General features: G+C 72.5%; 14 protein-coding genes. 3 read left to right on the top strand and 11 right to left on the bottom strand.

Going from position 1 to position 12,091, the window contains the following annotated elements:
• Positions 1–451: 451 nt before the first annotated feature.
• Positions 452–2,122 (top strand): serine/threonine-protein kinase, encoded by a 1,671-nt coding sequence (locus ACSQ11_RS05155; RefSeq protein ID WP_436003708.1) that lies wholly within the window; start codon positions 452–454, stop codon positions 2,120–2,122.
• A 6-nt stretch (positions 2,123–2,128) separates the two neighbouring features.
• On the opposite strand, the gene ACSQ11_RS05150 is transcribed toward ACSQ11_RS05155, so the two are convergent.
• The 8 genes from ACSQ11_RS05150 to ACSQ11_RS05115 form a co-directional block, all read right to left on the bottom strand.
• Positions 2,129–4,210 (bottom strand): PQQ-dependent sugar dehydrogenase, encoded by a 2,082-nt coding sequence (locus ACSQ11_RS05150; protein ID WP_436003706.1) that lies wholly within the window; start codon positions 4,208–4,210, stop codon positions 2,129–2,131.
• 88 nt (positions 4,211–4,298) lie between these two features.
• Positions 4,299–4,970 carry a DUF2625 family protein gene (locus ACSQ11_RS05145; RefSeq protein WP_436003704.1) on the bottom strand — a complete coding sequence of 224 codons (672 nt, stop codon included), beginning with the start codon at positions 4,968–4,970 and terminating at the stop codon, positions 4,299–4,301.
• A gap of 100 nt (positions 4,971–5,070) precedes the next feature.
• On the bottom strand, positions 5,071–5,712 hold the full coding sequence (locus ACSQ11_RS05140) for a hypothetical protein (RefSeq protein ID WP_436003702.1): 642 nt from the start codon (positions 5,710–5,712) through the stop codon (positions 5,071–5,073).
• 20 nt (positions 5,713–5,732) lie between these two features.
• Entirely contained in the window at positions 5,733–6,020 is a 288-nt protein-coding gene (locus tag ACSQ11_RS05135; protein WP_436003700.1) for a hypothetical protein, read from the bottom strand.
• A 36-nt stretch (positions 6,021–6,056) separates the two neighbouring features.
• Positions 6,057–6,866: a sulfite exporter TauE/SafE family protein gene (locus ACSQ11_RS05130; protein ID WP_436003698.1), complete on the bottom strand. Its 810-nt coding sequence runs from the start codon at positions 6,864–6,866 to the stop codon at positions 6,057–6,059.
• Positions 6,867–7,046: a hypothetical protein gene (locus tag ACSQ11_RS05125; RefSeq protein ID WP_436003696.1), complete on the bottom strand. Its 180-nt coding sequence runs from the start codon at positions 7,044–7,046 to the stop codon at positions 6,867–6,869.
• A 66-nt stretch (positions 7,047–7,112) separates the two neighbouring features.
• Positions 7,113–8,498, bottom strand: a complete 1,386-nt coding sequence (locus ACSQ11_RS05120; protein ID WP_436003694.1) for an MBL fold metallo-hydrolase — start codon at positions 8,496–8,498, stop codon at positions 7,113–7,115.
• Positions 8,499–8,548: 50 nt separating this feature from the next.
• Positions 8,549–8,878, bottom strand: coding sequence for a rhodanese-like domain-containing protein (locus ACSQ11_RS05115; protein ID WP_436003692.1), 330 nt, complete (start codon positions 8,876–8,878; stop codon positions 8,549–8,551).
• A 170-nt stretch (positions 8,879–9,048) separates the two neighbouring features.
• Between ACSQ11_RS05115 and ACSQ11_RS05110 the strand changes: the two genes are divergently transcribed.
• Both ACSQ11_RS05110 and ACSQ11_RS05105 read left to right on the top strand, forming a co-directional pair.
• A complete protein-coding gene (locus tag ACSQ11_RS05110; protein WP_436003690.1) occupies positions 9,049–9,315 on the top strand; it encodes a metal-sensitive transcriptional regulator in 267 nt (88 codons plus the stop codon).
• A 98-nt stretch (positions 9,316–9,413) separates the two neighbouring features.
• On the top strand, positions 9,414–9,800 hold the full coding sequence (locus ACSQ11_RS05105; protein ID WP_436003688.1) for a RidA family protein: 387 nt from the start codon (positions 9,414–9,416) through the stop codon (positions 9,798–9,800).
• Positions 9,801–9,831: 31 nt separating this feature from the next.
• On the opposite strand, the gene ACSQ11_RS05100 is transcribed toward ACSQ11_RS05105, so the two are convergent.
• The 3 genes from ACSQ11_RS05100 to ACSQ11_RS05090 all read right to left on the bottom strand — a co-directional run bounded on the left by ACSQ11_RS05100 (position 9,832) and on the right by ACSQ11_RS05090 (position 12,078).
• Positions 9,832–10,494: a hypothetical protein gene (locus tag ACSQ11_RS05100; protein WP_436003686.1), complete on the bottom strand. Its 663-nt coding sequence runs from the start codon at positions 10,492–10,494 to the stop codon at positions 9,832–9,834.
• Between the two features lie 91 nt (positions 10,495–10,585).
• The gene (locus ACSQ11_RS05095; RefSeq protein ID WP_436003685.1) at positions 10,586–11,626 is read right to left on the bottom strand and encodes a hypothetical protein; all 1,041 of its coding nucleotides are present in this window, start codon (positions 11,624–11,626) and stop codon (positions 10,586–10,588) included.
• A 110-nt stretch (positions 11,627–11,736) separates the two neighbouring features.
• Positions 11,737–12,078 (bottom strand): MmcQ/YjbR family DNA-binding protein, encoded by a 342-nt coding sequence (locus tag ACSQ11_RS05090; RefSeq protein ID WP_436003683.1) that lies wholly within the window; start codon positions 12,076–12,078, stop codon positions 11,737–11,739.
• Between the last annotated feature and the right edge of the window lie 13 nt (positions 12,079–12,091).

The following is a 12,091-nucleotide window of genomic DNA, read 5'->3' as shown; positions in this document are numbered from 1 at the left end:
CCAGGACCCATGGGTCCTGGCCCTTCCGCACGTCGAAAATCTGGGACCGAGAATTGCACCCTAATTCTGTCCACTCGTGAGCGTCCAAGGACAACCCGCCAGCGGGCCCCAGACTTTGCCTCGCCGAATGCCCCCCGGTCCCCACCACGTCCGACGGCTTCACCAGCGGCCAGTTTGACTCAACGGATGGGCCGACCAAAAGTCTGTGAACGATGATGCGGATACCCTGTTTCTGCAGGTCACAGGCGTGCCTGTGACCTGCGACTTTGAACCGCCCACGTGTGTCGGTGTCCTCGGACATCGCGAAGGCCCCGAACCCAGGTTCGGGGCCTTCCGGCTTCACGGGTCGTGCGGGAGACGGTCGTCGCCCGACATCGGGGTGTCGCCCCCGTCCCTTCCGTGGGCGGCACCGCCCTAGGCTCGATCGATGACCGCCGGAAGGAGGCCACGCGTGAACGACCCGGAAGCCCTGATCGCGGGGCGCTACCGCCTCGTCGAGGTCCTCGCGGCCGGCGGGATGGGCGTGGTCTGGAAGGCGTGGGACGAGCGCCTCGAACGGTCCGTGGCCGTCAAGCTGCTCCACGCCCTGCACGGCGTCCCGGAGGCGGAGGCCGAGGAGGCCAAGCACCGGGCCATGCGCGAGGCGCGCATCACCGCCAAGCTGCACCACCCGCACGCGGTGCCGGTCTTCGACGCCGTGGAGCACGACGGGCGTCCCTGCCTCGTCATGCAGCTGCTGCCGTCGACGCCGCTCTCCGCGGTGATCGCCGAGAGCGGACCCCTGCCGCTCGGCCGCGTCGCCACGATCGGCAGCGAGGTCGCGTCCGCACTGACCGCGGCCCACGCCCTCGGGATCGTCCACCGCGACATCAAGCCGGGCAACATCCTCATCGCCCCCGACGGCGGCGCCCACATCAGCGACTTCGGCATCTCGCACGCCCTCGGCGACGCGGCGATCACGCGCACCGGGCTGGTCCACGGCACCCCTGCGTACCTCGCGCCCGAGGTGGCACGTGGTGAGGACGCGTCGTACCCCGCCGACGTCTTCTCGCTCGGCTCGACCCTGTATGCCGCCCTCGAGGGGTCTCCGCCCTTCGGCTCGGACGGCAACTCGATCGCCCTGCTGCACAAGGTGGCCGCGGCCGACGTCCCTCCGCCGACCCGGGCGGGCAGCCTCACCCCGTTCCTGCTCGAGATGCTCGCCTCCGAGCCCGAGGACCGCCCCAGCATGGAGGCGGTCGCGGTGATGCTCGCGGACCTGCGTCCCGACGACGACGGGCTCGACGTCGACACCACGGCGCCGATCGCGGCGGTGCCGGGGGTGCCGGCGGTGTCGGGGGTGCCGGCGGTGGAGGCAGCGCCGGCGGTGGGGGCGACCGAGGCCGACGGGCGCGAGCCGGACCTCTTCGACGAGCTCATGCCGCAGGACGACGCGGGCCGCGACGACCGCCGTGCCCCGGTGGCAGCACCGCCCCGGGCTCCGATGGGTGACGACCGTGAGGCGGAGGGCCGCCGACGTCGGGTCTCGCCGCTGCTTGCGCTCGTCGCCGCCGTCATCGTCGCCGGTCTGGTGTGGGCGGTCGTCGCCCTCCTGGACGACGACGAGAAGAGGTCACCGTCACAGGCGAGCCCCGCCACGACGCAGAGCACACCGAGGAGCCCGTCCCCGTCGGCGACGTCACCGTCCCGCACGCCCTCTGCCACACCGACGACAGCGACGCCGTCGTCGACGCCCACGCCCACCCCCAGCCCGACGACCCCGTCGCCGAGGGCCTCGTCCACGCCGAGCCCGGCGGGCTCGGCGGCCCGGCTCTCCTCCGCGATCACCGACTACTACGGCGTGCTGCCCGAGAACACCGACGCGGCGTGGCCCCGGCTCACGGCCGGCTACCAGCGAAGCCCCAGCGGCGGCCGCGACTCGTTCGAGCGCTTCTGGGGCGCGATCGCCGACGTCAGTGTCAGCGACGTGCAGGCCACTCCGCCCGACCGGGTCGTCGCCACCGTCACCTACCGCTACGAGAACGGCCGCGTCGCCATCGAGCGCACGAGCTACGGGCTGGTCGACGAGGGCGGCGTCCTCAAGATCGCGTCGTCGAAGGTCCTGAGCAGCCGACGGGGCTGACCCCTGTCACCCCAGCGTCGGCGAGGGAACCTTGGTCCACGTCTGGTGGCCGGCCCGCCCGTCATAGGTCCACAGCCCGCCGTCCGAGCCTCGCCCGAGGAGGAGCCACGAGGCGTCGGAGCGGGCGGCTGCCGTGGGTGACCCGGTGAGAGTGCCACCGACCGCGGTCGCGAACCCGCCACGCACGATGGCGGGCACCGCCGCGTTGCGGCTCACGAGGACCGGGTTGGCGCCCTGGCTGATGCCGGGCCCGGTCCACGCGGTGCGCCCGAGCGAGGAGAACCCGCGGGTGGTCCCGGTGGCGCTGAGCAGCGTGTCGTAGAGCAGCCCACCCCCCGACCGCACGACGACGCGGATCGAGCCCGTCGCCCGGTTGGCGCTCGCGGCCGGAGCGGCGGAGAGCGTGCCACCGAGGGACGAGTAGCGGCTCCAGCTCGTGCCGTCGAAGCGCACCCGGACCAGGGCGTCCTGGGTGCCGCGGGCGACGACGTCGATGGTGCCGGCGGCGAGCGAGACGGCCGACGGGGCGCTCGTGAGGTTGCCCGCGCGGGTCACCCACGGGGTGTAGCCGGGGCCGGAGGACCTCGAGTGGATGAGCTGGTGCTTGGCGTTGCGGGCGAAGACGTCGATGCTCGTGCCGTTGGTCGTCACCGCCGACGGGGCGGACGTCACCTCACCGGGGATCGCCTGGAACCGGCTGAACGCGCCGCCCGGCATGGCCTGGCTCGCCCACCAGATGCGGCGGTCGCTGCCGCGGACGAAGACGTTGACCCGGCCGCCGAGGACGACCGCGGACACGCCACTGGGCGACACGTCGACGCCGGGACGCCAGGTCGGCAGCGCGGGCGTCACCGGGTCGAACCGCGCGAGGCGGTCGGCGCCGGCGCCGTTGCTCGTCGAGACGTAGACGCTCGATCCGGCGGACTGCACGGTGCGGACGCGCCCGATGGTCCCGTTGAGCGCGGCGATCTGCTCGTCCGCGGCCAGCCGCCCGTCCGGCGTGAGGGTCAGCACCCGCACCCCGGTGTCCTTGAGCAGGGCCGTCGCGAGGGCGCCCTCCCACTTGCCCCACGAACTGCCGCTGAGGAAGGTCAGGCCGCTGGTGGCGACCGTCGGGTTGCCCGAACGCCACACGGCACGGACCGCCGACGGGAACTTCGCGAGGTCGGTCATCGGCACGTTCTGGTAGTAGCGGCCCGCGGAGTCCTGCGGGTCCCACCCGTAGTTGCCGCCGGAGACCAACCGGTTGACCTCGTCGTCGATGTTGGGGCCGTGCTCGGCGCTCCACATCTCCGACGTGCCCGGTCGCAGCGCCAGCCCCTGCACGTTGCGGTGTCCCCGGGTCCAGACGAACCGGGCGTTGCCACCGCTCGACAGGTACGGGTTGTTCGCCGGCGGGGTGCCGTCGGTGCGCACCCTCAGCGTCTTGCCACCGAGCGAGCCGAGCGCCTGCGGGACGGGACCCGTGATCGCGTCGCCCGTACCGACGTTGAGGACGCCGTCGGACCCGAAGCGCAGCCGGCACCCGCCGTGCTGTCCCGACGTGATCGGTATGCCGGTGAGCACCGGAGCGCCGCTGCGCGCGGCGGAGGTGCCGGTCGCCGAGAGCTGCCAGCGCAGCACCCGGATGTCGACGGCCGCCGTGCCGGAGCCTCGGTAGGCCTGGCAGGTGTAGTAGATCCGGTTGGTCGCGAACGCCGGGTCACGGACGATGCCCATGAGGCCCGACTCCGACCCGACGAAGAGGTCCGGCTGCGAGGCGGCGACGACCTGGAGCCGACCGTCCGCGCGGCGGAGCAGGGTCCGCCCGCCGCGCTCGGTGAAGAGCACCGAGGAGTCCGGCAGCACCGTGAGGTCCCACGGGGAGCCGAGGCCGGTCGTCAGCGTAGTGACACGCACCCCGGGAGCGGCCGCTGCGGCGAGGACCGCAGTGGGAGCAGCGGCAGGAGCGGCGTGGGCAGCGGCGGTGCCGACCGCACTCGGCAGTGGCCCGGGGGCGCCCGTCGAGGGCGCCGCACCGGCGACGACCCCCCCGGCGAGGCCTGCCAGTGCGGCCGCGATGGTCAGTGCCCTCCTGCGGGGTGCCATGCCCCGCACCGTACGCCCGGTCCGGGTCGGGCGTCGAGGGATGACCTCGATCTCGGCCAGCGGTGACGGCGGGGGTCCGGGTGGGCGATCAGCCGTCCAGCTGGCGTGCCGCATCGTCGTAGAAGGCGAAGAGCTTCGCGACCGGGACAGGGCGTCGCGACACCGTGGAGGGGTCGGCGCCCTCCTTCGTGAACGGCGGCGGGAAGAGCGAGAAGCCCTCGGACGAGGCCAGATCGGCGCAGTCGTCCTCCCAGCCGGGCCAGCGCAACCCGTCGTAGAACTGCGTGGTCGCGCCTGAGACCATCGCGTGGACGAACTCGCCGTGGCCGACCCCCAGCGCCTCCCACCGCAGCGAGTCGGTGGCGAAGTGGCACACCTGCCCCGGTGCGACACCGAGCCCGCCCCCGTCGACCGCGAACCTCCCGCCGAGGACGTCGTGCGCCACGATCAGGAACGGCGGTGGTGGCGTGGAGTCGTCCGGCTCGGTCAGCCCGTTGGCCTCGGCAAGATCGGGTATGCCGTGCGCTCCCCCTCCGAGGACCCGGAGCCATCCGTGGTCGACGAGGAGGCCCCCGCACTCGAGCGCGAGCGCGCCGAGCACCGACCGAGCGGTGACCTGGAGCCGGTGGAGCGTGCGTTCGCCCTGTCCTCGAGTCGTCGGGAGGACGGTGACCGGTGTGTCCGACCGGTCGATGGCCTCGCGAAGCTCCGGCCACGCAGGCTGGTCGACGCCGGTGAGCTCGGCGACCGAGCGGGTCATGCCCGACCCCCGGTGAGGAGCGCGTCGAGCTCGTCCACGCGGCGCGGGGTCACAAGCCCGGCGTGGGTCTCGCCGCAGTGCGAGCAGGTCCACACGACGCTCAGACCGCCGAGAAGGTCAGCCCGTTGCCGAACCCGGGGTCGTCCGTGAGCCAGTGCCAGAGCTCTTTCGTGACGACGTCGGGGTCGGTGACGGTCGTGCCGAGGTGGCCGTCCGGGCCGGAGTGCTCGAGCAGGTACGAGCCCTCGTCGACACGGTAGGTCTGCGCGAACCGGTCACCGCGATCGAGCACGAGGTAGGGATCGGGCGGGGCCAGCCCCGCGACGAGGTCGGCCAACCGGTCGCGAGTCAGGGCGCCCAGGCGGGTGCCGTCGCCACCCTTGACGCTCACCGGCACCCCGGGCGGGGGGTGGGCGACTGACTCCGAGCTGAGGTCGACGAGGGCGAGACCGTGCGTCGCGGCGAGGCGGAGCAGGGTGAGCAGCGCCTCGTCGGCCTCGGGATAGGGGACCGGGATGGAGATCGCCCGTGGTGCCGGCGCCAGCGGCCACATCGAGAGCCACTGGCCGTCCTCGGGCAGCGCGTCGATGAGGGCGACGAGGTCGTCGTGGAAGGCGGTGATGCGCGGGTCCACCGACTCCGTCGATTCGGCGTCGTCCGACAGCCGCTGGGCCTGCGTGAACGTGTCGGGGTCGCTGTCGCCCACCGCCTCCGGCACGAGGACGGCGAAGTCGTAGCTCATGCCCCTGCCCCTGCCCCTGTTCAGCCGGCCGGGGTGGCGACGAAGGAGGTGCCGGCGGCGACGACGACGAGCTCGCCCTGGGCGCCGACAGCGTCGTCCCACCCTTCGGAAGCGAGGTCGGTGCCGTCGCCGGTCATCCGACCGAGGAGGAACCCCTCGTCGCCGGGCCCGTCGACGACGACCATCGTCGTCCTGTTGAGGAACGTCCAACCCTGATCGGTGGAGACCTCGACGTCGGTGAGGGTGACGGTCGGCGTGCCGCCGTCGACCTCGAAGGAGACACGATCGGGGGCGAGGTGTTCGACCATGAGCCGAACGTAGCGGAGCGGACGACTCCGAACGGGTCAGATCAGCGCGGGGATGCTGCTCGCCGCGGTCCAGCCCGCGACGGCCAGGACGAGCACGGCGAAGCCGCGCGACAGGATCGTCGACGGGATGCGGGATGCCAGTCGGCCGCCGACCAGGCTGCCGACCACCGCCGCCGCGGTGAACCCGACAATGAGTGGCCAGTCGAGGTCGGTGCCGATGGTCGACACGCGGGACAGCAGCGCGGTGGCGCTGTTGACCGCGATGACGAGCAGCGAGGTGCCGACGGCGACGGTCACGGGGAAGGAGAGGGCGAGCATGAGGGCCGGCACGAGGAGGAACCCGCCGCCGACGCCGAAGAACCCGGTGAGCAGCCCGACCGCGGTCGCCGCCAGGAGGAGCTTGGCGAGCCGCGGACAGGCACACGTCACCGGACGCCACGTGACGATCGGCTCGCGCGACAGGTCCGCGAACCCGTCGGACCCCGACCCCCGCACGGACCTGACGAGCAGCACCGTCGCGACGACGAGCATGAGGCCGGCGAAGGCGGTGAGGAGCACGGCAGGTGCGACGTGGGAGGAGAGGAGCGAGCCGGCATACGAGCCGGCTGTCCCGAGGGCACCGAACATCAAGCCTTGCGCGATGCGGACGCGACCGGCACGCAGGTGCGGTGCGAGCCCGAGGAGCGAGGTCGTGCCGACGATGAGCAGGGAGCTCGTCGTCGCGGTGCCCGGCTCCTGCCCGAGGACGTAGACGAGGGCCGGGATGGTGAGCATCGAGCCGCCACCGCCCAGCGCGCCGAGCGCCAGGCCGATGATGATCCCGAGGGGAATGACGAGGGGTGACACTCAGCCGCGGCCGAAGAAGCGGGCGAACCGCGAGCCGCTCGAGGCGGCGGCCTTCTCGGCGTCGGTGTGGCCGGTGCAGCGTTCGGCGCGCGGTACGCCGGCCATGACCTGGTCGACGTGCTGGCCGCAGCCGGCCCAGGTGGTCTTGCCGCAGACGGTGCAGGTGGCGGGACGACACATGGTGGTTCTCCTAGGATTTCGGGGGTTGGGGGTTGTCGAGGAGTGCTGGAGGAGTGGGGTTGGCGCTCAGGCGGCCGCGGCGATCGGCAGGCCGGACGGCACGGCACCCTCGCCGAAGCTGTCGTCGACCGCGACGACGTGCACGCCGCGGGCAGCGAGGACCGAGGCCGCGATCGAGGCACGGTAGCCGCCGGCGCAGTGGACCCAGACCTCGCCGGACGGGACCTCGTCGACGCGGTCGAGCAGCTCGTGGAGCGGGACGTTGACCGCGCCGTCGATGTGGGCGTCGGCGTACTCCGAGGCGCGACGCACGTCGAGGACGGCGACCTGACGGTGGTGGCGGACCTGCGCGAGGTCGGCGAAGACCGCGCGCTCGAAGGAGCCGAGCGGCGCGTCGGTCCAGTCGGCGGGCGAGCCGGTCGCGGCGCCCTCGAGGTGGTCGATGCCGATGCGGACGAGCTGGCGCTGGGCCTCGGCGACCTGCTCCGGGCTGTCGCCGAGCAGGGTGAGCGGCGTGCCCCAGGGGATGAGCCAACCCAGGTAGGTCGCGAACTGGCCGTCGATGCCGAAGTTGAGCGTCCCGGCGACGTGACCGGACGCGAAGGCCGTGCGGGTGCGCAGGTCGACGACCCACTCCCCGGCTGCGATTCGCGTCGCGAGCGTCTCCTTGTCGGCCGACTCCGGCGTCGAGAGGTCGGGCGCTGACGGGCCGGTGCTGTTGCCCGGCGCCATGTGCGCGTAGTAGGCGGGGTAGGCGTCGAGCCCGGCGAGGGTGTCGGCGACCCACTGCTCCTCGTCCTGGGTGAGCGCGGGGTTCTGTCGCTTCTCGGCACCGATGGTCGAGGCCGTCGTGTCGCCGGTCGACCCGGCCGAGCAGAAAGAGCCGAAGCCGTGGGTCGGGAGGACGTGGGTGTGCTCGGGGAGCTCGTCGGCGAGGCGGTGCGCCGAGGAGAACTGGTGGTGCACGAGCTCGTGGGTGTGCTCGTGGCCGAGGAGGTCGGGGCGGCCGGTCGCGGCGAAGAGGAGCGAGCCGCCGGTGAAGACGCCCACGGCCTCGGCGTCCCCGTCCGACACCGACTCGAGCGCGTAGGAGAGGTGGGTGAAGGTGTGGCCCGGCGTCGCGATGGCGCGCACGCGCAGGTTCGATGAGACCTCGACGACGTCCCCGTCGCTGATCGGGGTGCGGGCGTAGGAGACCTCGTCGGCACCGTTGACGTGGTAGGCCGCGCCGGTCGCCTCCGCGAGGGCCAGCCCGCCGGTGAGGTAGTCGTTGTGGATGTGCGTCTCGAAGACGTGCGTGATGCGGACACCGGCCTCGTCGGCGAGGGCGAGGACGCGGTCGATGTCGCGTTGGGGGTCGACGACGAGCGCGACCGTGCCGTCGTGGGCGAGGTAGGAACGGTCGCCCAGGGTGGGCGTGTCGATCGGGATGATGACGGGGGCGGTGCTCACGGCTGAGGAGTCCTTCCGTGGGAGGTGGTTCGGCAGGGCAGGGGTGGTGGTCAGGATGCGGCCGCGGACGGCCGGACGCCGGTGACGAGTGGACGCCCGGACCCGGCCCAGGCAGTGACGCCGCCCGCGACCGAGAGCGCCTCGAAGCCGAGGTCGGCGAGGAAGTCGGCCATCGCGCCGGAACGGTTTCCGCTCGCGCAGACGACGTGGACGGGGCGGGTGCGGTCGAGCTCGCCGAGGCGTGACGACAACTCGGTCATCGGCACGAGGAGGGAGCCGGGAACGTGTCCGGTGACGTACTCCTGCGGCTGCCGGACGTCGATGACGGTGGCGGCGCCGGGGTGGGTCGCGGCGAACTGAGCGAGTGAGATCTCGGACATCGGATGCTTTCTCCACTGAGCTTGGATACCCGGCGGGGTATGCCGGGCGATGGCCACTGTAGTACCCCCTGGGGTATATTCGTCAAATACCCCAGGGGGTACTGTTGTGGAGGCCGGCGCGCCCCTGCGTCTCTCCGCCCCCCTCCATCCGCACCTCGTCAGGAGCACACATGGTCACGCTCAACCAGGACGACATGGCACCGGTCCTCAACCGCCTGCGCCGCGCCCAGGGCCAGCTCGGCGGCGTCATCCGCCTCATCGAGGAGGGCCGCGACTGCAAGGACGTCGTCACCCAGCTCGCGGCCGTCAACAAGGCGCTCGACCGGGCCGGCTTCGCGATCGTCTCGTCGGGCCTGCGCGAGTGCCTCACCTCGCCGGACGGCATCAACGAGGAGGACCACGCGGCGATGGAGAAGCTCTTCCTGTCACTGGCCTGAGCACGCGGGACGGTACGAGCGAACGGCGACCGTTGCCAGCGGCGTTCACCGGTGGGACGGTGAGTCGATCGGCACGACCGCCCCGGTGAGGAGAGCCCATGCCACGCACCACCATCGCCGATGCCCACGCCCCCGCGTCGCCGCTCTACAGCCAGGCCGTCGTGGCCGGACCGTTCGTCCTCGTGTCCGGGACGGTGGGGGTGGACGTCGACACCGGGGGCTTCGCCGGACCCACGATCCAGGAACAGACCCGCCAGGCGCTGACGAACTGTCGCACCATCCTCGAAGCTGCGGGTGCGACCCTCGAGGACGTCGTCGAGGTGGGGATCCTGCTCACCGACCCGCAGGACTTCGACGGCTTCAACGAGGAGTACGCCCGCTGGTTCACGGCGCAGCCACCGGCGCGCTACGTCGCCGCCCTCGGGGTCGCGCTGCCCGGTCTGCTCGTCTCGATCAGGATGACGGCATACACCGGGTGGAGTTGAGGGCACCGGCAGCGGCGCCGGCACGCGAGGGTCAGCGCTGGAAGCCCCGGAGGAGGTCGCGTGCCCGATCGACCGGCGCGTCGGTGTCGAGCTCCTCGCGTGCCACGACCGACTCGGAGTAGAGCGCGATCATGTCCTGGTAGGGCAGCGGCGGCAGCATCCGACTCGGCAGCGCGACGGCGTCGTCCTGCACGACCTTGCGCCGACCGAGCAGCGGGAGCATGCGCTGCGTGGGGACGGCGGGGCGCGTCGTCTCGACGATGAGGTCCGTCGGGGTCGTGACAAGTCCCCGAACGTCCTCCCACGGCACGAAGACCTCGCTCCCCGCGTGGTGCTGGTGCAGCCCTTCCGCGGTGAGGGTCAGGGTGCCGTCTCCCGCCCGGCCGACGAACCGCGCCCAGACGATGTAGGCCATGAGCCCACCGCCGACGAGACAGAACGCCGCGGCATACGGCTGTCCGCCCAAGAGGTAGAAGACGCCGAGCCCGAGGACCACCGCGACGAACACCCACGCGACGACGTCGAGGGACGGGTGCCCTCGCCACGGGTGCACGGCCAGTCCGTCGCGACCGTGCGCGGAGCCACGGGTGATGACCTCGTCGACCGGTCGGCGCCGGCGCGACAGCACGAGCACGCCGATGGGGATGCCGAGGATGACGGCGAGGGCGAGGACGCCACCCAGGGTCTCGAGCACCGCTGCTCCCTCCGCCGGACTCCTGATGTCGGAGCGCTCCGACCAGTGTGGCGGTCGGAAGGCGCCGAACGGATCGGGAGGGCCGGAGGTGTCAGCGCGCGACGATGACCGAGCGCAGCGGAGCGGCAGTGACCTCGAGGTCCTGCACCGCGGACTCGGGGACGCTGTGCTCGCGCATGGCGTTGGCGAGGGTGGCCGCGAGCCTGTCCCAGGCCTGCTCGGTGAGGGGCTCCCCACCGCCACGGACGTGGTCGAGGTGGGCACCGGCGAACCGGCGCAGTGCACCCACCGTCACGCCCTCGCCGGTCAGCATCATCACCGTCGTCATGACGTGGCGCTGCAGCTCGGTGCGGTCCATGAAGCCGAACCACGGACGGAGCTCCTGGTCACCCCGGATCCGGTCGCTGATGCTCTGGATGACGCCGGACCAGGCGTTGCCCTCGGAGTAGTAGCGCAGCCAGTCCTGGAGCGGGATGTCCTGCGCCCGCACGCGAAGCGTCGGTGCGGCGCTGAGCAGGTGGTCGACGGGGAGGTCGGCGAAGAGCAGCGAGGGCTCGGTGGGGACGGTCGCAGCCGCCGGGGCGCGGGTGGACGGAGAGGTCGCGGCGGCGGTCGCGGCGGGAGCGGGGGTGGCAGGGGTTGCGGCCGGAGGCGCCGCACGGGCGAACGCCGGACGCGGTGGGAGGACGGGCCTCGGGGCCTCCGGCTCGGAAGTCTGGGGGGCGGTGTCCTCGGCCTCGGGTTCGGCCTCGGGTTCGGCCGGGGCCGGCTCGGGGTCCGCGGGCTTCGGGGTGCCGGTCGGGACGAGGATGATCGGCACGTCACTGGCGCGGACGGCGCGGATCGACGGCTGGGGTGCGGGAGGGGTGACCGGCTCGGGCAGGACGGGCGTCGGCTCAGCGATGGCTGCCGGCTGCACCGGCGGCGTCTCCCCGGTGGAGTCCTCGTCCACCGAGTCCGTGTCGACGGAGTCGGCGTGCTCCGCGCGCTCGTCGACGGGCTTGTCAGCAGGCGGCTCCTGCGCCGAGAGAGCGTCGAGGTCGCGCTGGTAGGCCCGCATCATCCGAGCCCGCGCGATGAGGGCAGCGACGATGAGCAGCAGCCCGGCGATGATCATGACCCACGGCCACATGGCTGCTCCTTCCTCGTGGACCCGGTGTGCGCCCTGCGGTCCAAACTCTGTCAGGCCGCCGCCGTCCTCGTGAAGGTGCCTCGCTCGAGAGGGCGACTCGCGCGGATCGGTCAGCGGCCGGCATACGGCCAGAGCTTGCGCGGCACGACCATGCACCACGCATCGAGCACGAGCTCACGCATCCGCTCCTCGTCGAGGCGGTCGAGCCGGGACTCGACCCAGTTGAACCGCATCTCCGACTCGCGCGGCAGGAAGAACATGTCGGGCTCCTGCGCGACGAGCCAGGCCCGTTCCTCCTTGGGGAACGCGAAGCCCATCTCGGTCTCCGCGGCGTTGAAGGCGACCCAGACGATGCTGCCGACGCGGAACTTCACGCGGTCACGGACGACGGCCTCGTAGGTGCGCGGCAGATCCTTCGCCACCGCGCGGACGTCGTCGATCGTGACCGCCATGGGACCAGCGTGG

The sequence above is a fragment of the Knoellia sp. LjRoot47 genome, from assembly GCF_964253435.1.
GTDB lineage: Bacteria > Actinomycetota > Actinomycetes > Actinomycetales > Dermatophilaceae > Knoellia.
The sequence above is the reverse complement of the archived record's forward strand: the minus strand, read 5'-3'. Positions and strand labels throughout refer to the sequence as shown.

Bases quoted from the DNA above. Each gene is read 5' to 3' on its own strand.
- ACSQ11_RS05145 (WP_436003704.1), bottom strand. From the start codon at position 4,970: ATGACCCGCTCGGTCGCCGAGCTCACCGGCGTCGACCAGCCTGCGTGG.
- ACSQ11_RS05125 (WP_436003696.1), bottom strand. From the start codon at position 7,046: ATGTGTCGTCCCGCCACCTGCACCGTCTGCGGCAAGACCACCTGGGCC.
- ACSQ11_RS05115 (WP_436003692.1), bottom strand. From the start codon at position 8,878: ATGTCCGAGATCTCACTCGCTCAGTTCGCCGCGACCCACCCCGGCGCC.
- ACSQ11_RS05105 (WP_436003688.1), top strand. From the start codon at position 9,414: ATGCCACGCACCACCATCGCCGATGCCCACGCCCCCGCGTCGCCGCTC.
- ACSQ11_RS05095 (WP_436003685.1), bottom strand. From the start codon at position 11,626: ATGTGGCCGTGGGTCATGATCATCGCCGGGCTGCTGCTCATCGTCGCT.
- ACSQ11_RS05110 (WP_436003690.1), top strand. From the start codon at position 9,049: ATGGTCACGCTCAACCAGGACGACATGGCACCGGTCCTCAACCGCCTG.
- ACSQ11_RS05135 (WP_436003700.1), bottom strand. From the start codon at position 6,020: ATGGTCGAACACCTCGCCCCCGATCGTGTCTCCTTCGAGGTCGACGGC.
- ACSQ11_RS05090 (WP_436003683.1), bottom strand. From the start codon at position 12,078: ATGGCGGTCACGATCGACGACGTCCGCGCGGTGGCGAAGGATCTGCCG.
- ACSQ11_RS05150 (WP_436003706.1), bottom strand. From the start codon at position 4,210: ATGGCACCCCGCAGGAGGGCACTGACCATCGCGGCCGCACTGGCAGGC.
- ACSQ11_RS05140 (WP_436003702.1), bottom strand. From the start codon at position 5,712: ATGAGCTACGACTTCGCCGTCCTCGTGCCGGAGGCGGTGGGCGACAGC.